Source organism: Pseudomonas sp. DP-17 (assembly GCF_022380625.1).
GTDB lineage: Bacteria > Pseudomonadota > Gammaproteobacteria > Pseudomonadales > Pseudomonadaceae > Pseudomonas > Pseudomonas nitroreducens_A.
Genome location: NZ_JAKSXG010000014.1, coordinates 246,763 through 264,012 on the forward strand (window position 1 = coordinate 246,763; position 17,250 = coordinate 264,012).

Annotated in this window: 18 protein-coding genes; 14 read left to right on the forward strand and 4 right to left on the reverse strand. The window is 66.7% G+C overall.

What is annotated here, in order from left to right; translation table 11 throughout:
- Positions 1-53: 53 nt before the first annotated feature.
- The 6 genes from MJ122_RS23270 to MJ122_RS23295 all read left to right on the forward strand — a co-directional run bounded on the left by MJ122_RS23270 (position 54) and on the right by MJ122_RS23295 (position 4,708).
- A complete protein-coding gene (locus tag MJ122_RS23270) occupies positions 54-770 on the forward strand; it encodes a TetR family transcriptional regulator (RefSeq protein WP_088418241.1) in 717 nt (238 codons plus the stop codon).
- 107 nt (positions 771-877) lie between these two features.
- Positions 878-1,441, forward strand: coding sequence for a hypothetical protein (locus tag MJ122_RS23275; RefSeq protein ID WP_088417905.1), 564 nt, complete (start codon positions 878-880; stop codon positions 1,439-1,441).
- Positions 1,438-2,742: a flavohemoglobin expression-modulating QEGLA motif protein gene (locus MJ122_RS23280; RefSeq protein ID WP_239746178.1), complete on the forward strand. Its 1,305-nt coding sequence runs from the start codon at positions 1,438-1,440 to the stop codon at positions 2,740-2,742. Before MJ122_RS23275 ends, MJ122_RS23280 begins: the two co-directional genes overlap by 4 nt.
- A gap of 159 nt (positions 2,743-2,901) precedes the next feature.
- Positions 2,902-3,840: an alpha/beta hydrolase gene (locus MJ122_RS23285; protein WP_239746179.1), complete on the forward strand. Its 939-nt coding sequence runs from the start codon at positions 2,902-2,904 to the stop codon at positions 3,838-3,840.
- Positions 3,837-4,160, forward strand: coding sequence for a hypothetical protein (locus tag MJ122_RS23290; RefSeq protein WP_088417907.1), 324 nt, complete (start codon positions 3,837-3,839; stop codon positions 4,158-4,160). The genes MJ122_RS23285 and MJ122_RS23290 overlap by 4 nt, the downstream gene beginning before the upstream one ends.
- A gap of 38 nt (positions 4,161-4,198) precedes the next feature.
- Positions 4,199-4,708: an O-acetyl-ADP-ribose deacetylase gene (locus MJ122_RS23295; protein WP_239746180.1), complete on the forward strand. Its 510-nt coding sequence runs from the start codon at positions 4,199-4,201 to the stop codon at positions 4,706-4,708.
- 211 nt (positions 4,709-4,919) lie between these two features.
- Here MJ122_RS23295 and MJ122_RS23300 read toward each other — a convergent pair whose 3' ends face one another.
- The 3 genes from MJ122_RS23300 to MJ122_RS23310 form a co-directional block, all read right to left on the reverse strand.
- Positions 4,920-5,711, reverse strand: coding sequence for an OmpA family protein (locus MJ122_RS23300; protein WP_239746181.1), 792 nt, complete (start codon positions 5,709-5,711; stop codon positions 4,920-4,922).
- A 37-nt stretch (positions 5,712-5,748) separates the two neighbouring features.
- Complete coding sequence (locus tag MJ122_RS23305; protein WP_017521128.1) at positions 5,749-6,168, reverse strand: DUF4398 domain-containing protein; 420 nt, start codon at positions 6,166-6,168, stop codon at positions 5,749-5,751.
- 175 nt (positions 6,169-6,343) lie between these two features.
- Complete coding sequence (locus MJ122_RS23310; RefSeq protein WP_239746182.1) at positions 6,344-8,692, reverse strand: heavy metal translocating P-type ATPase; 2,349 nt, start codon at positions 8,690-8,692, stop codon at positions 6,344-6,346.
- An 87-nt stretch (positions 8,693-8,779) separates the two neighbouring features.
- On the opposite strand from MJ122_RS23310, the gene cadR reads away from it, so the two are divergent.
- On the forward strand, positions 8,780-9,247 hold the full coding sequence (gene cadR / locus MJ122_RS23315) for a Cd(II)/Pb(II)-responsive transcriptional regulator (RefSeq protein WP_088417911.1): 468 nt from the start codon (positions 8,780-8,782) through the stop codon (positions 9,245-9,247).
- Between the two features lie 249 nt (positions 9,248-9,496).
- On the opposite strand, the gene MJ122_RS23320 is transcribed toward cadR, so the two are convergent.
- The gene (locus MJ122_RS23320) at positions 9,497-9,832 is read right to left on the reverse strand and encodes a pilin assembly protein (RefSeq protein ID WP_088417912.1); all 336 of its coding nucleotides are present in this window, start codon (positions 9,830-9,832) and stop codon (positions 9,497-9,499) included.
- 205 nt (positions 9,833-10,037) lie between these two features.
- Here MJ122_RS23320 and ppc point away from each other — a divergent pair, with 205 nt between their 5' ends.
- The 7 genes from ppc to MJ122_RS23355 all read left to right on the forward strand — a co-directional run bounded on the left by ppc (position 10,038) and on the right by MJ122_RS23355 (position 17,219).
- On the forward strand, positions 10,038-12,674 hold the full coding sequence (gene ppc / locus MJ122_RS23325) for a phosphoenolpyruvate carboxylase (protein ID WP_239746183.1): 2,637 nt from the start codon (positions 10,038-10,040) through the stop codon (positions 12,672-12,674).
- Positions 12,675-12,921: 247 nt separating this feature from the next.
- Positions 12,922-13,569 (forward strand): adenylate kinase, encoded by a 648-nt coding sequence (adk, locus tag MJ122_RS23330; protein WP_239746184.1) that lies wholly within the window; start codon positions 12,922-12,924, stop codon positions 13,567-13,569.
- An 87-nt stretch (positions 13,570-13,656) separates the two neighbouring features.
- Positions 13,657-14,331 (forward strand): tRNA (adenosine(37)-N6)-threonylcarbamoyltransferase complex dimerization subunit type 1 TsaB, encoded by a 675-nt coding sequence (gene tsaB / locus MJ122_RS23335; protein ID WP_239746185.1) that lies wholly within the window; start codon positions 13,657-13,659, stop codon positions 14,329-14,331.
- 66 nt (positions 14,332-14,397) lie between these two features.
- Entirely contained in the window at positions 14,398-14,745 is a 348-nt protein-coding gene (locus tag MJ122_RS23340; protein WP_239746186.1) for a hypothetical protein, read from the forward strand.
- Positions 14,742-15,602 carry a DUF72 domain-containing protein gene (locus MJ122_RS23345; protein ID WP_026079276.1) on the forward strand — a complete coding sequence of 287 codons (861 nt, stop codon included), beginning with the start codon at positions 14,742-14,744 and terminating at the stop codon, positions 15,600-15,602. The genes MJ122_RS23340 and MJ122_RS23345 overlap by 4 nt, the downstream gene beginning before the upstream one ends.
- 75 nt (positions 15,603-15,677) lie before the next feature.
- Complete coding sequence (locus MJ122_RS23350; protein WP_239746187.1) at positions 15,678-16,523, forward strand: isocitrate lyase/phosphoenolpyruvate mutase family protein; 846 nt, start codon at positions 15,678-15,680, stop codon at positions 16,521-16,523.
- A 3-nt stretch (positions 16,524-16,526) separates the two neighbouring features.
- Positions 16,527-17,219 (forward strand): extensin family protein, encoded by a 693-nt coding sequence (locus MJ122_RS23355; RefSeq protein WP_239746188.1) that lies wholly within the window; start codon positions 16,527-16,529, stop codon positions 17,217-17,219.
- Positions 17,220-17,250 lie beyond the last annotated feature (31 nt).

Here is a 17,250-nt window from a genome sequence, read left to right on the forward strand (position 1 = left end):
ACAGAAAAGCTCGAACAATGCGCCATCAGGCCGCGCCGCCGGAGGTAATGCCAGTGACCCAAGTGTCCCCGCGAGACAGCGCCGCGCAAGTCGCCAGCGCCATCGCAGAAAGCGTCAAATACCAGGGCCGCAAGGCCAGCCGCCAGGGCAGCGAACAGCGCCGCCAGGCGATCCTCGACGCCGCCCTGCGGATCATCGTGCGCGACGGCGTCCGCGCCGTGCGCCACCGCGCCGTGGCCGCCGAGGCCGGTGTGCCGCTGTCGGCCACCACCTACTACTTCAAGGACATCCAGGACCTCATCACCGACACCTTTGCGCTCTTCGTCGAACGCAGCGCCGAAGCCCTGTCGACCTTCTGGTCCAGCGTCGAAGGCGATCTCCAGGCCATGGCGGCGGGCCTCGCCCAGGACGATGCGCAGGCGCGCCGCGAGCTGACTGCCAATATCGTCGAGCTGGCGATCAAATATGTGCAGGTCCAGCTCAACGAGCGCCGCGAGCACCTGCTGGCCGAACAGGCCTTCCGCCAGGAAGCGCTGCTCAACCCCAGCCTCAGCGATCTGGCGCAGCGCCACCGGCGCATCCTGTCGCTGGGCGTGGTGCATTTCTTCGAAGTGCTCGGTTCAAGGCAGCCCGAGCAGGATGCCCGGGTGTTGACGGCCATCATCCTGCAGATGGAGTATCAGGGCCTGCTGGACGGGGCCGACCACCTGCAGATCGAGGAAATGCGTGCCATCCTTAGCCGCTATCTCGACCTGGTGATGGGCCTGTAGCCCCGGCTGCTGCATTCCAACCCCGCCATCCGGCGGGGTTTTCGTGTCGGAATTCCGGATGCCTGCGCCTGTCGCATGGGAAGGCAAACGGATCTAAGGAGGGCGTGATGAAAGTCTGGCGTGCACTGCTGCTGTTGAGCATCTGCCTGCTCAGTGGTTGCCTGGTGACGTTCAAGGACCCGATTCCGGCCAACGAGCCCGCGCCGGCTCACCTGCTGGGCCAGTGGTCGCGTGTGGACGAGTACGGCGAGGAGCAGTTCCTCGAAGTCACCCGCTCCGGTTCCAACCTTTACCGCGCTGTCAGCTATGTCGACAGCAAGGACAATACCGACAGCGTCGAGGACTTCGGTTTTACCGTTGCCCACCATGGCAAGCGCTGGTACCTCTCCGCCGGGCTGCCGAAAAGCATGGGCGGCAATTTCGCCCTGGCCGGTTTCGAGATCACCGACAAGGACGAACTGGTGATCTATAACCTCGACGTCGACCACATCCTGCAGGACATGAAAGACGGCACGCTGAAGGGCGAGAAGGTCGATACCGAGCAGGGCGCCGGCGCCCTGGTGAGCAGCCCGCTGCCGGAGGTGATCAAGTACCTCAACGAGCCGGCCAACTCCGACGTGTTCGTCGAAGCGCTGCGCTTTTCGCGCGTGACCCCGGGAGAAAGGCAATGACCCCACGGCGCAAGAAGTCCACGCCCAACGAATACCAGCAGATCATCCGTGGCCTGTCCGACCGCATCGTCGAGGCGCAGACGCCGATCCGCGTCCTCGACGCCATCAAGTGGGACGACGGTATCCGCGACGACTTCCTCAAGGGGCGCGGCAAGCACGCGCCCAGGGTCGACCGCTCCTACTATGACGGCCGCCCCCTGTCCTTCGACAGCAGCGCGAAGAAGCAGGAATTCCAGAACATCGAGCGCGACATCACCCGCCACCTGGGGCAGTTCAACCCGGTGGGGCAGATCATGCGGCGCATGTGCAAGGAATACCGCATGGTCATCCGCATGCTCGAAGCGCGCGGCACCCAGGACTTCGGCCTGATTTCCCAGGAGCTCTATGGCTCGGCCTCGGACGCCTTCCATGCCGGCGATCCGACCCTGGCGGACCTCGGCCTGATGCTCTCGGACTACCTGAACAACATCGCCGACCGCGGCGACCTGAAGGACGAGCCCAAGACCCTCACCGCCAGCGACGCGGTGAAGATGCTGCAGGAGCGCCTGAACCAGGTGTTCGACGGCAAGGAAGACACCATCCGCGTCTTCGAGTCCGATGGCATAGTCGCCGACGCCGCGGCCGGCGCCGACTACATCAAGGTGCGCGCCGACGCCATGTTCAACGAACGCGACGTACGCGCGCTGGAAGTCCATGAAGGGCTGGTGCACGTAGGCACCACGCTCAACGGCCTCAACCAGCCGATCTGCACCTTCCTGGCCAAGGGCCCGCCGTCCTCCACCGTGACCCAGGAAGGCCTGGCGATCCTGATGGAAGTGATTGCCTTCGCCTCCTACCCGACGCGTCTGCGCAAGCTCACCAACCGCACCCGCGCCATCCACATGGCCGAGGAGGGCGCGGACTTCATGGAAGTCTTCAACTTCTACCGCGAGCAGGGCTACAGCCAGGAAAGCAGCTACCAGAATTCCAGCCGCGTGTTCCGCGGCTCGACGCCCGCGGGCCTGCCATTCACCAAGGACCTGTCGTACCTGAAGGGCTTCATCCTGATCTACAACTACATCCAGCTCGCCGTGCGCAAGGGCAAGCTCGAGCAGATCCCGCTGCTGTTCTGCGGCAAGGCGACCCTGGAAGACATGCGTACCCTGCGGCAGTTGGTGGACGAGGGCCTGGTGGTGCCGCCCAAGTACCTGCCGCCGCAATTCCGCGACCTCAACGCCCTGTCGGCGTGGATGTGCTTCTCCAACTTCCTCAATCACCTCAGCCTCGACCGTATCGAGGCGGATTACGCCAATATCCTCTGACTGCCTACGCGGGATGGACCGCGGTCGTAGGATGGTGTGGAGCGAAGCGATACCCATCGATGTTTCGGCGCTGCAGGGTGATGGGTATCGCAGGCTCCACCCATCCTACGCAAGGTGTTTCCCTGCAATCCTGGGGTGATGTATGCCAAGGACGAACTCATGCTGAACCGCTGTTTCCGCGCCGCCACTCTGACCTTGCTCCTCGCACTAGGCGGCTGCAGCTCCCTGCTGTTCTACCCCAGCGACGACGTCGCCATCACCCCGGCCCGCGCCAGGCTGGACTATCGCGACGTCACCCTGACCACTGCCGATGGCGTGAAGCTCGCCGGCTGGTGGCTGCCGGCGAAGGCAGGCGTGCCGGTGAAGGGCACCGTGCTGCACTTGCACGGCAACGGCGGCAACATGGCCTGGCACCTGGGAGGCGCCTACTGGCTGCCGGAGCAGGGCTACCAGGTGCTGATGCTGGATTACCGCGGCTATGGGCATTCCCAGGGATCGCCGAGCCTGCCGGCGATCTACCAGGACATCGATGCCGCCTTCGCCTGGCTGGACAAGGCGCCGGAGGTGCAGGGCAAGCCGGTGATCCTGCTCGGCCAGAGCCTGGGCGGCGCCATGGCCGTGCATTACCTGGGCGCGCACCCGCAGCGCCAGAAACAGCTGTACGCCGTAGTGCTCGACGGGGTGCCGGCCAGCTATCGCAACGTAGCGCAATACACCCTGAACACCAGCTGGCTGACCTGGCCGCTGCAGGTGCCGCTGTCCTGGCTGGTGCCCGATGTCGACAGCGCGATCCGCTCCGTGCCGCGACTTTCTGGCGCACCCGTGCTGTTCTTCCACAGCATCGACGATACCATTGTGCCCCTGGACAACGGCCTGAGCCTCTACAAGGCCGCGCCACCGCCCAAGGTCTTGCAGCTGACGCGCGGCAACCACGTGGAAACCTTCGGCGAACCCGTGTGGCGCGAAGTGATGCTGCGCTTCCTCGACGACCCGCAGCACTTCACCGGGTTGCGCCGGCTGGCCGAAGTCCCGAACTCTCCCTCTCCGGCGAAGCCAGAGGAATCGCAGGCCGACCCGAAACAACAAGGCAACCCATGAACGACCGCAACCCGATCTCCTACATCCTCACCGTCATCGCCACCATCTTCGTCTCGGTCGGCACGCTCTGGTACTACGGCTACCTGCACTTCGCCAAGCCCGAGGACGCGCTGGAGCTGACCCAGTTCACCATGCTGAAAAGCGTCCCTGGCCAGGACACCAAGCTCGCGCTGGACCCGGCCGACCAGCAGGCGCAGTGCATCGATGGCGTGCTGGTGATGTTCGACATGACCCAGAAGGGCTTGACCGGCGTGCTGGTCGACGGCCGCAAGCGCGCCGTGCGCTGCCTGGGCGAGCAGACCCCGCAAGAGGTCAAGTGACGGCGAGCCCGCCATCGCAGGCCAAGGGAGCAAGCAACATGAGCCATCCCCAGATCCGCGTCTGGCAGGGCGATATCACCCGTCTCGATGTCGACGCCATCGTCAACGCCGCCAACAGCTCGCTACTGGGCGGTGGTGGCGTCGACGGCGCCATCCATCGGGCCGCCGGTCCGGATCTGGTCCATGCCTGCCGCCCGCTGGGTGGTTGCAAGACCGGCCAGGCGAAGCTCACCCCCGGCTTCCGCCTGCCGGCACGTTTCGTCATCCACACCGTCGGGCCGGTCTGGCGCGGCGGTGAGCACGGCGAGCCGGAGCTGCTCGCCCAGTGCTATCGCAACAGCCTGCAACTGGCTGAGGACAAGGGCGTTGCCAGTGTTGCCTTTCCCGCCATCAGCACCGGCATCTACGGTTATCCCGCCGAAGCGGCAGCGCAGGTCGCCGTGGACGAGCTGAGTCGCCCGCGCGGGGAGGGAAGTTCGCTGCGGGAATTGGTGCTGGTGCCGTTCTCGGCGGAGATGGCAGAGCTCTATCGGCGCTTGCTGGGCTGATCGCCCCGGCCTCTGGCTTAATGAACGGAGCGGATGAGGACGTTCGCTTCGTGAGCAGGCTCGCTCCTATGAAGAGCACAAGAGCGGACTGTGTCGCCGGATCCTGATCGTAGGAGGGGTGGAGCGCAGCGATACCCATGCTGCAGGTGCAGTGATCGATGGGTATCGCTTCGCTCCACGCCATCCTGCAAGAGCGCCGTGTCCCGAAGGATCAGTAGGTGGCGCTCACCGAAGAACGCGGCTGCACCGGATTGGCATCGTTGGAGATGGTCACTTCCACGCGACGGTTCATGGCGCGGCCGGCCGGGGTCGCATTGCTCGACACCGGGTACTCCTTGCCGTAGCCACGGGTGGTCACGCGCTCGGGCGACACGCCCTGGCTCAACAGCGCCATGCGCACGGCGTCGGCGCGGCGCTCGGACAGGCTCTGGTTATACGAAGCCGAGCCGCTGCTGTCGGTGTAGCCCTCGATGATCACCTTGCGCTCCGGGTTCTGCTGCAGGAAACCGGCGAGGTTCTGCACATTGCCCATGGCGCCGGGCTTGAGTTCGGCACGGTCGAGGTCGAACAGCACATCGCCGAAGGACACCATGGTCCCGCGCGAAGTCTGCTTGGCGTTGAGCTCGCCCTTGAGCTTGTTCAGCTGCGCGGTGCGGGCATCCAGTCGCGCCTGGGCACGCTGGGCGGAGGTGTTCTTCAACTGATCCTCGGCATCGCGCAGGGCCACCGTCTGGTTGGCCAGTTCGATGCGCTGCTGGGTCAGGTAGGCCAGTTGGTCCACTTCCTGCTGGTCGGCGCCGTCGCGGTAGGCCTTGTCGGCCTTGGCCAGCCAGTCGCCGGCATCCTTGGTTTCCAGGGCGGCCTGCTGGGTAGCCTGGGGTTGGGCCTGCAGCGCCTGGAAGTCGCCGCGGGCTTTCTCCAGGTTGGCGTTCGGCGGCGTGGAGCACGCGGCCAGGGCCAGGGCGAGGGTGGAAACAGCGGGCAGTACGATGAACTTTTTCATGTCGAAATTCCTGATTTGGCCGGGCGTAAGGGCGGGATCACTGGGCCTGTTGCAGGCCTTCCTGACGCAACTCCATCACGCCCTGCTGGGCGTCCTTCACCGCGTTCTGGGCCTTCACGGCCTGGGATTTGCGCTCGGCCACGCGAGCATCCCACTCGGCCTGCTGAGCCAGTTTCCTGGCCTGGTCGTATTCCTTGTCGTTCAGGGCGATACGCGCCTGGGCGAGCTTGTCCTGGGCGTTCTTGGTTTCCACCGGGGCGTATTCCGGCCCGCCGTTGCTGACAGCGGCATTCACCGCCGATTCGGTAACGGCCATCTGCTCGCTGGGCGGGTTGCCGGCGCAGCCGGCCAGCAGCACGGCGCTGCCCACGGCCAGCAGCCCGAGGCGCCAGCGACGCAGCGAAGTGGAGGTGGAAAGAGCAGGGACGGTTCGAGCGCTTTGAGATTTCAGTTCCATTGGGTGAATCCTCTGACGATTGGTAAGGGGTTCCCTCGGCGTTTCGAGTGCCGGCGGATGCCGCCGCACGGGTCTGCGGCTTCGTGGGCATCTGATTAGGGGACTAAGGGTTTTGTCAGGGGGTTCAAAAAAAATGCCCGCCGTATTGGCGGGCATTGGCGACGATCCGCTGGAATCAGCCGCGATGACGCAGCAACCGCAGGCCGTTGAACACGACCAGCAGGCTGGCGCCCATGTCAGCGAAAACCGCCATCCACAGGGTGCCTTCCCCGGCCAGGGTGAGGGCCAGGAACACCGCCTTGATGCCCAGCGCCAGGGTGATGTTCTGGATCAGCACGCGGTGGGTCTGGCGCGACAGGCGGATGAAGGACGGCAGCTTGCGCAGGTCGTCGTCCATCAGTGCCACGCCGGCGGTCTCGATGGCCGTGTCGGTGCCCGCCGCGCCCATGGCGAAGCCGATATCGGCGCGGGCCAGGGCAGGGGCGTCGTTGATGCCGTCGCCGACCATGCCGACGCGCTTGCCGCCTTCCTGGCGCTGCTTCACCTCGCTCAGCTTGTCTTCGGGCAGCAGGTTGCCCAGGGCGACGTCGATACCGACCTGCGCGCCGATGGCATTGGCGGTGTGCGGGTTGTCGCCGGTCAGCATCAGCGTCTTCACGCCCAGGTCGTGCAACTGAGCGACCGCTTCACGGCTGGTCTGCTTGACGCCGTCCGCCACGGCGAACAGCGCCAGCGGGCCTTCGGCATCGAGCAGCACGATCACCGTCTTGCCCTGTTGCTCGAGGGCGTCCAGGCGTGCTTCGAGTTCCTTCGAGCACAGCTCCAGCTCCTCCACCAGGCGGTGGTTGCCCAGGTGGTAGGTGTGGCCGTCGATCTCGCCTTTCACGCCGCGGCCGGGCAGGGCGGTCAGCTCGCCGACGCTGTACAGCGAGATATTGTCGGCTTCGGCGGCCTGGGCCACGGCGTGCGACACCGGGTGATCCGAGCGAGCAGCGAGGCTGGCGGCCAGTGCACGCACGTCGCCGGCGGCGGTCTCCCGCAGGGCGGTGAAGTCGGTCTGGCGCGGGCGGCCTTCGGTGAGGGTGCCGGTCTTGTCCAGGGCGATCCACTCCAGCGAACGGCCCATTTCCAGGAACACCCCGCCCTTGATCAGGATACCCAGGCGCGCCGCCGCCGAGAGGCCGCTGACGATGGTCACCGGGGTCGAGATCACCAGGGCGCAGGGGCAGGCGATCACCAGCAGTACCAGGGCGCGGTAGACCCAGTCCAGCCAGGCGCCGCCGAACAACAGCGGCGGCAGCAGGGCGGTGGCGATGGCGATGAGGAAGACCACCGGGGTGTAGATGCGCGAGAACTGGTCGACGAAGCGCTGGGTCGGTGCGCGCGAGCCCTGTGCCTCTTCCACGGCGTGGATGATCCGCGCCAGGGTGCTGTCGTCGGCGACGCGGGTGACGCGGTATTCCAGCGCGCTTTCACCGTTGATGGTGCCGGCGAACAGGGTGTCGCCGGCCTGTTTTTCCACCGGCAGGCTCTCGCCGGTGATGGGGGCCTGGTTGACGCTGGAGCGGCCCTCGAGCACCTCGCCGTCGAGGGCGATGCGCTCGCCGGGACGCACCCGCACTCGTGCGCCGAGGGCGACGGACTTGGCGGAAACTTCCTGCCACTGCCCGTCGACCTGCACCGTGGCCAGTTCCGGAGCCAGTTGCAGCAGGCCGCGAATGGCATTGCGTGCCCGGTCCAGCGACTTGGCCTCGATCAGTTCGGCGATGGCGAACAGCACCGCGACCATCGCCGCTTCCGGCCACTGGCCGATGAGCATGGCGCCGGTCACGGCGATGCTCATCAGGGCGTTGATGTTGAGGTTGCGGTTCTTCAGGGCGATCCAGCCCTTGCGGTAGGTCGGCAGGCCTGCACCGAGGATGGCGGCGATGGCCAGCGCCGCCACCAGCCACTGCGGGCCGATGGCGAACCACTCGAAGAACTCCGCGCCTGCCGCTGCGACACCGGCCAGCGCCAGCGGCCACCAGGGCTTCTGCCGGGTGGGCTGTGCGGAAACGGGGGCGTTTTCGTCCACTGGCTCGGCCTGCATGCCGAGGGAAGCGACCAGCTTCTGCAGCGGCTCGATGCTGTCGAAGCGATGCTGCACGCGCAGCAGGCGCTGCATCAGGTTGAAGTCCAGGTCCTCCACGGCGGATACGCGGCCTAGCGCATCGCGCAGCAGGCGTTCCTCGGTGGGGCAGTCCATGGCTTCGATGCGCAGGCTGGTCCAGCGCAGCTCGCCGCTGGCCGAGCCGGCCGCAGCTTTCGCCGCGTCTTGCGCCCGAGCGCCGTGGCCCTCGCCATGATCGTGATCGTGATCGTGATCGTGATCGTGATCGTGCGAGTGCGGTGCAGGTTCGGCGGCCGGGGCACGCAGCAGCGCGCCTTTGTCGCAGCCGCAGCAGCCGGCGGCTTCGTGTTCGCGGTGCTGCTCCTGGATTGAGGCGGGGCCATGGATGATCGGCCCCTGGCGATTGGCAGTCATGTCGTCCGTTCCTGTTTGACGAGTTGCTGCTGATTGCACACCCTGTAGCAACTACAGAGTCAAGCGTCCCTTGGCGAGGAGTCTCGAATGAAGATCGGTGAACTGGCGAAACTGACCGGCTGCCCGGTGGAAACCATCCGCTACTACGAGCGCGAAGGCCTGCTGCCCGCGCCGTCGCGCAGCGAAGGCAACTACCGGCAGTACGATGCCAGCCACGTCGAGCGGCTGTCCTTCATCCGCCATTGCCGCTCGCTGGACATGACCCAGGAGGAAATCCGCATTCTCCTCGGCCTGCGCGACCGCCCCGAATCCGACTGCGGCACCGCCAATCGCCTGATCGACGAACACCTGCACCATGTCGAGGTGCGTATCGCCGAGCTGCAGTCGCTCAGCCAGCAACTGCGCGACCTGCGTGCGCAGTGCCAGGGCGAAGGCAGCAGCGAGGATTGCGGCATCCTGCGCGAGCTGGAACAGCCGGCAGAGCCTTCGGTGATTCCTGAAGCCTGCGCCGAGGCGGGGCATCTGCACGTCCCGGGCGTCCACGGCCGGCATTGATCGCACCCGCCCGGAGCGCCCTATGCGCGCGCTCCTGCATGAGGTCCGGTGCGAGGATCTGCGCTCTCCCTGAAGGCGAGGGGACCGGTTCGGCACAGGTTGAAACCAATGTGTCAGCCGACGCAGACGGCTCCCTTTCCCTTCAGGGAGAGGGCGGGGGAGAGGGAAACCCTGGGCACGACCTCCCAGAGGCATGCTGTCGCTTCTACAGGTAAAACAAACGCCCCGGCATCTGCCGGGGCGCTTTCATCAGGAATGCTCGGCCTCCGTCAGCTCGTGCAGGTACTTGCGCGACAACGCCAGGAAACGCGGGGTCGGGCCGATGTCCTCGTAGATCGGGTCGCCCTGTTCGTCCTGCGCCACTATCTTGTTTCCCTGCACGTAGGGGAAGCTTGCCTCCAGTTCTTCCAGCGCCGCATTGACCAGTTCCCCCAGCAGTTCCTCGACGCTGCGCTTGGGGTACATGTCGTGCAGCGCGCCCAGGCGCGCGGCGGTCTCGACATCCAGCGGAATGCTGTACTGGTGGTGGGTCATGCGCCCCCTGGCGTTCTTTTCCCAATGGCGTACCAGCTCGCGAATCTTCATGTTCACCTCTAGGGTCTTTGCATGGCGGTCGGCCCTCGTGAGGTCGCCGCAGGTTTTCCCGTCGATGGGGATAACTTTCAGCCTAGACGTTGTCCGAGCATGACTGTGGGCGTTCGTCGCGCCCTTGCCAGCCAGCGCACTGGGCGGCACTGTGAAGCGCCAAGCGACGCTTTTTCAATCAAGGACTCGCACCAAGGAGACCGTGATGCCGGATATCGACGCGCGCCTGCGCGAGGACGTTCACCTGCTCGGCGAGCTGCTCGGGCAGACCATCCGCGCCCAGTACGGGCAGGGCTTCCTCGACAAGATCGAGCTGATCCGCACCGGCGCCAAGGCCGCCCGCCGCGGCTCCGCCGAAGGCGCCAGGCAGCTCACCGCGACCCTCGACGGCCTGGGCGAGGAAGAACTGCTGCCGGTGGCGCGCGCCTTCAACCAGTTCCTCAACCTGGCCAATATCGCCGAGCAGTACCACCGCATCCGCCGGCGCACGCCCAAGGAGCCCGAGCCCTTCGAAAACCGCGTGCTGGCTGAACTGCTGGGGCGCCTGCGCAAGTCCGGCCTGGGCGCAGAGGGGTTGGCGCGCCAGATGGCGGAGCTGGAGATCGAGCTGGTGCTCACTGCGCACCCCACCGAGGTGGCGCGGCGCACGCTGATCCAGAAATACGACGCCATCGCCGCGCAATTGGCTGCCGGCGATCACTCCGACCTGCTGCCCGAGGAGCGCCAGGCGGTGCAGGAAAAACTCCAGCGCCTGATCGCCGAGGCCTGGCACACCGACGAGATCCGCCGCACCCGGCCGACCCCGGTGGACGAGGCGAAATGGGGCTTCGCGGTCATCGAGCATTCCCTCTGGCAGGCGCTGCCGGCGTTCCTTCGTCACGTCGACCGCACCCTGCAGGAAACACTCGGCGAGCGACTGCCGCTGGAGGCGGCGCCGATCCGTTTCGCCTCGTGGATGGGCGGCGACCGCGACGGCAATCCCAACGTCACCGCCGCCATCACTCGCGAGGTGCTGTTGCTGGCGCGCTGGATGGCCGCCGACCTGTATCTGCGCGACGTCGACAGCCTGGCCGCCGAGCTTTCCATGCAGCAGGCCAGCGACGAACTGCGCGCTGAAGTTGGCGACGTCGCCGAGCCATACCGCGCGCTGCTCAAGCAACTGCGCGAACGCCTGCGTGCCACCCGTGCCTGGGCCGAGCGCGCCATCCATACCGGCGAGGAGCCGGGCGCGGAAGTGCTGCAGGACAACCGCGAACTGCTGGAGCCGCTGCAGCTCTGCTATCGCTCGCTGCAAGCATGCGGCATGGGCGTGATCGCCGATGGCGACCTGCTCGACACCCTGCGCCGCGCCGCGACTTTCGGGCTGTTCCTGGCGCGGTTGGACGTACGCCAGGACTCCACTCGCCACGCCAAGGCAATGGGCGAGATCACCGAATACCTGGGCCTTGGCAACTACGCGGCGTGGGACGAAAGCGTGCGCCAGGAATTCCTCCTGGAAGAGCTCTCCAGCCGCCGTCCGCTGCTGCCGGCCAATTACCAGGCCTCGCCGGAGACCGCCGAAGTGCTCGCCACCTGCCGCGTGGTGGCGCAGGCGCCAGCGGCGTCGCTGGGCTCCTACGTCATTTCCATGGCCGGGCAGCCATCCGACGTACTCGCCGTGCAGCTGCTGCTCAAGGAATGCGGGCTGCAACGGCCGATGCGCGTGGTGCCGCTGTTCGAGACGCTGGACGACCTGGATAACGCCGGTCCCTGCATCGACCGCCTGCTCAGCCTCGACAGCTACCGCACCGGGCTGGCCGGGCCGCAGGAAGTGATGATCGGCTACTCCGACTCGGCCAAGGACGCCGGCACCCTCGCCGCCGCCTGGGCGCAGTACCGTGCGCAGGAGGCGCTGGTGGACATCTGCCGCAACCACGGTGTCGAGCTGCTGCTGTTCCATGGCCGCGGCGGTACCGTCGGCCGTGGCGGCGGCCCGGCCCACGCGGCGATCCTCTCGCAGCCGCCGGGCTCGGTGGCCGGGCGCTTCCGCACCACCGAGCAGGGCGAGATGATCCGCTTCAAGTTCGGCCTGCCGGACATCGCCGAGCAGAACCTCAATCTCTATCTCGCTGCTGTGCTGGAGGCCACCCTGCAGCCGCCGCCGGTGCCCGAGCCGGCCTGGCGCGAGGAAATGGATCGCCTGGCCGCCGACGGCGTGCTCGCTTACCGCGCGGTGGTGCGGGAAAACCCGCAGTTCGTCGACTACTTCCGCGAAGCCACGCCGGAGCAGGAACTGGGCCGGCTGCCGCTGGGTAGCCGCCCGGCCAAGCGTCGCGAGGGTGGGGTGGAAAGCCTGCGGGCAATCCCCTGGATCTTCGCCTGGACCCAGACTCGGCTGATGCTGCCGGCCTGGCTCGGCTGGGAAGACGCCCTGTTCAAGGCTATCGAACGCGGCGAAGGCGCGCTGCTGGGGCGCATGCGCAAGGAGTGGCCATTCTTCACCACGCGCATCGACATGCTGGAAATGGTGCTGGCAAAAGCCGACCGGGAAATCGCGCAACTCTACGACGAGCGACTGGTGCAATCGGAACTGCGACCATTAGGTGCGCATTTACGCGACCTATTGTCGCAGTCGGTGCGAGTGGTGCTGGGGCTTACAGGGCAATCGCAGCTGCTCGCCCACGCCGCCGAGACGCGCGAATCCATCGGCGTGCGCAACACCTACCTGGACCCGCTGCACCTGCTCCAGGCTGAGCTGCTGGCTCGCTCGCGGCGCTGCACGGGCGATGCCTGCGGCGGTCTGGAGCAAGCCATGCTGGTGACGGTGGCGGGTATCGCAGCGGGCCTGCGCAATACCGGCTGAAGGGTCGCTCCCCCCACCAAAGGTGGATTGCCGAGCCGCCAAATGAGGTTAATTTGATGGCTGATTCCGGGCGCAAACATGGCCCGGGATCGGCGTGCGCAGTCCCCATGGCCGGCTTGTGTGGTGTGGGACCGCTGTGTATCGTGAGCAACCTTTCGGCGCACCTCTGCGCCATTGCAAGCATGATGAGATTGGCCCCACGAGGCGGATCCGTGATTTCGCTTAACAAGTATTAAGGAGCATATCGATGCGTGTGATTCTGCTCGGGGCGCCCGGTGCCGGCAAAGGTACCCAGGCTCGCTTCATCACTGAGAAGTTCGGCATTCCGCAGATTTCCACCGGCGACATGCTGCGCGCAGCGGTCAAGGCTGGCACCGAGCTCGGCCTGCAGGCCAAGAGCGTCATGGACGCCGGCGGCCTGGTATCCGATAACCTGATCATCAACCTGGTCAAGGAACGTATCGCCCAGCCCGACTGCGCCAAAGGCTTCCTGTTCGACGGCTTCCCGCGCACCATTCCCCAGGCCGAGGCCATGAAGGAAGCCGGTGTGAGCATCGACCACGTGGTCGAGATCGCCGTGGACGACGAGGAAATCGTCGGCCGTATCGCCGGTCGCCGCGTTCACCCGGCCTCGGGCCGCGTATATCACATCGAGCACAACCCGCCGAAGGTGGCAGGCAAGGACGACGAGACCGGCGAAGACCTGATCCAGCGCGAAGACGACAAGGAAGCCACCGTGCGTCACCGCCTGTCGGTCTATCACTCGCAGACCAAGCCGCTGGTCGATTTCTACCAGAAGCTGGCCGACGCCCAGGGCACTCCGAAGTACACCCGCGTCGAAGGTGTCGGTTCGGTCGAGCAGATCACCGCCAAGGTGCTCGGCGCTCTGAACTGATCCATCGCCGTAACAGCCAAAGGCCCGCACATGCGGGCCTTTGGCGTTTATAATGCCCGCCCGTTTTTTCTTCTGATGGAAAACACCATGCCCACGCTGCTGGCCCTGGATACCTCGACCGAAGCCTGTTCCGTCGCCCTGCTGCATGACGGCCGCCGGTTCGTACGCCACGAGGTGATCCCGCGCCTGCACGCCCAGCGCCTGCTGCCCATGGTGCAGGACCTCCTCGGCGAGGCCGGCATCGCGCTGTCCACCGTCGACGCAATCGCTTTTGGCCGCGGCCCCGGCGCCTTCACCGGCGTGCGTATCGCCATCGGCGTGGTGCAGGGCCTGGCGTTCGCACTGCAGAAACCGGTGCTGCCAATCTCCGACCTGGCCGTACTGGCCCAGCGCGCCTACCGCGAGCATGGCGCCAGTCAGGTGGCTGCCGCCATCGATGCGCGCATGGACGAGGTGTATTGGGGCTGCTACCGCCTGGGGCAGGGCGAGATGCGCCTGGCCGGCGCCGAGGCGGTACTGCCGCCCGAGCGCGTGGAACTGCCGCGCGACGCCCAGGGCGAGTGGTTCGGTTCCGGTACCGGCTGGGGCTTCGAGGAGCGCCTCGCGGTTAAGGTTGCCGCCCATGACGCCAGCCTGCTGCCGCATGCAGAAGACCTGCTGACCCTGGCCGAATTCGCCTGGGCTCGCGGTGAGGCGGTTGACGCAGAGCAGGCCCAGCCGGTGTACCTGCGCGACAACGTGGCGACCCCGAAGAAAGCCTGACCGGCGCCAATTGACCGCAGCGGACCCCGCTCGCTAGAGTGGCTGCATTCCCACTGAGTTTCTGCCATGCGTATCGATGGTTTCACCTCCACTTCCCAGACGCCGGAGCGCGGTTCCCGAACGGGTACTGCGGTCGCTCCGTATCGGGAAGTGCAGCGTGACGTCGAGACCCGCCGCGAGCAGCCCGCGCCGACCTCGGCCAGCCAGGGGCTGGATTCCCAGGCCCGCACCCGCCGCGTGGAGTCTTCCAGCGCGAGCAGCTATGGCGTGCCCGCGACCCTGCGCGACAACCTCGAATACCAGCGCCCGCTGAGTTCCCGCGCCGCCCAGGCCCTGGCCAGCTACACCAGCACCGCCAGCATGGCCGGCCCGTACGAAGGCCAGGAAGTCGTCGGTCTCGACCTCTACGCCTGATGCTGCTGCCGTACTACCTCGGTTGTCCTTCCTGGAACGAGCCCGCCTGGCGTGGCACCTTCTATCCCGCTGATCTTCGCCCTGCCGATACCCTGGGTTTCTATTCCCAGGTGTTCAATGCCGTGGAAGGCAACACCACCTTCTACGCCCGCCCCAACGCCGAAACGCTTGTGCGCTGGGCGCAGACCATGCCGGAGAGCTTCCGCTTCTGCGCCAAGCTGCCGCGCGACATCACTCATGGCGGCGACCTGCGCGGCCAGCTGGAGACCACGCGGGATTTCCTCGACCTGCTGGCGCCGCTGGGCAAGCGCGTGGCGCCGCTGTGGCTGCAGGTTTCCGCCAGTTTCGGGCCCGATCGCCTGGGCGAGCTGGCCGCCTGGCTGGATGAATTCTCCGCGCGGCGCATCGCTGTGGAAGTGCGCCACCCGGCATTCTTCGCCAAGGGTGACGAGGAGCGCGCGCTGAACCGCCTGCTGCTGGATCGCGGTGTCGAACGCATCTGCCTGGACTCGCGGGCGCTATTCGCGGTGCAGTCCGACGACCCGGCTGTGCTCCATGCGCAGTCGAAGAAACCCAAGGTGCCGGTGCGCCCGGCGGCCTTCAGCGACAGCCCGCAGGTGCGCTTCATCGGCGGGCCGGATCTGGATGCCAATCTCGTCCATCTCACGCCCTGGATTGGCAAGGTCGCCCAGTGGATCGAGCAGGGCCTGACGCCCTACGTCTTCCTCCATACTCCGGACAATCACCGCGCCGCCGAACAGGCGCAACGCTTCCACGCCTTGCTGCGCGAGCGCCTGCCGGGGCTGCCACCGCTGTTCGAGCCCAAACCGGAAGTGGAGCAGCTCGGCCTGCTCTGAGCTGGCCACTGTGCATGGCGTTCGATGGGCGAGGGGGCTAACCTGCTGCTTCCCCCGTTCGGCAAGGAGACGCCCATGACATCGCAACAACCCCAGCGCAGCCAACAAGAACGCGGCGAAGCCTTCCGCGCCCTGCACCAGCGCGACGGCCTGTTCGTCCTGCCCAACCCCTGGGACGCCGGCTCGGCGAAGATGCTCGCGCACCTGGGCTTCGAGGCGCTGGCGACCACCAGCGCGGGCCTGGCTTTCGCGCTCGGCCGCCCCGACGCCGAAGGCGCGGTGAGTCGCGACGAGGCATTGGCGAACGCGCGCGAAATCGTCGAAGCGACGCCGCTGCCGGTCGCTGCCGATCTGGAGAATGGCTATGGCGATACGCCGGAGGACTGCGCGCAGACCATTCGACTGGCGGCCGCTTGCGGCCTGGTCGGCGGCTCCATCGAAGATTCCAGTGGCCGTGCCGATGCGCCGATCTACCCGCTGGAATTGGCCGTGGAGCGCGTCGCCGCCGCTGTGCAGGCCGCTCGCGCGCTGCCGTTCACTTTCACCCTGGCGGCGCGGGCGGAAAACTTCCTGCATGGCCGTGCCGACCTGGATGACACCATTCGCCGCCTCGTGGCCTTTGCCGAGGCCGGAGCCGACGTGCTCTACGCGCCAGGGCTGAAGACCCGCGAGCAAGTCTCGGCGGTGGTGCAGGCGGTGGCGCCGCGCCCGGTCAACGTGCTGGTGGGCTCGCCCGCCGTGCAATTGAGCCTGGATGAGCTGGCTGAGTTGGGGGTCAAGCGCGTCAGCGTCGGTTCGACCCTGGCGCGCGCGGCCTATGGCGCTTTCTTCAGCGCTTCGCAGGCTCTGGTGAAAGGTGACCTCAAGCCCATGCACGGCGCCATGCCGTTCGACCAACTCAACGGGCTGTTCCGGGGCTGACGCTTGCGCCGGTGGCTCCTGGGATTCTTCTTCGCTGTCGGCGGCCTTGCGCTGGCGGTGCAGCAGCAATGGGCCAAGCTGCCCGATCGCTGGAATCCCTGGGCGCCGCTGGACGTGCGGGACGAGCCGAACCTGCTGACAGGCTACAAGCTCTGGCGCCTGCGCGACGATGTCGACCTTTGCCGGCTGGCGCTGCAAAGCTCCGACCTCAAGGTGCAGCCCATGGCCGACGGCGAGCCCGTGGCCGGTTGCCCGCTGCGGAACGTCTGGCGCGTGCAGGCCGCCGGGGTGAAGCTGAGCAGCAGCTTCCTCGCCAGCTGTCCGTTGGCGGTAAGCTTCGCGCTGTTCGAGCGGCATTCCCTGCAGCCCGCCGCGCGGGAAACTTATGGCCAGCCGGTTGCTGGTGTGGAGCATCTGGGGAGCTTCGCCTGTCGCAATATCTACGGTCGCACCGATGCCCGGCGCAGCCAGCACGCCTCCGCCAACGCACTGGACATAGCCGCCTTCCGCCTCGCCGATGGCCGGCGCATCGTCGTCGCGAAGAACTGGCGCGGGGAGGACGAGGCGGCGCGCTTCCTGCGTGCCGTGCGCGATGGCGCATGCGACAACTTCGACGGCGTGCTCGGGCCGGACTACAACCGCGCGCATCACGACCACTTCCACCTCGACCTCGGCGGTTGGCAGATCTGCCGGTGAGCCCGCGGGCATTCACGCTGCGGTAGAATCG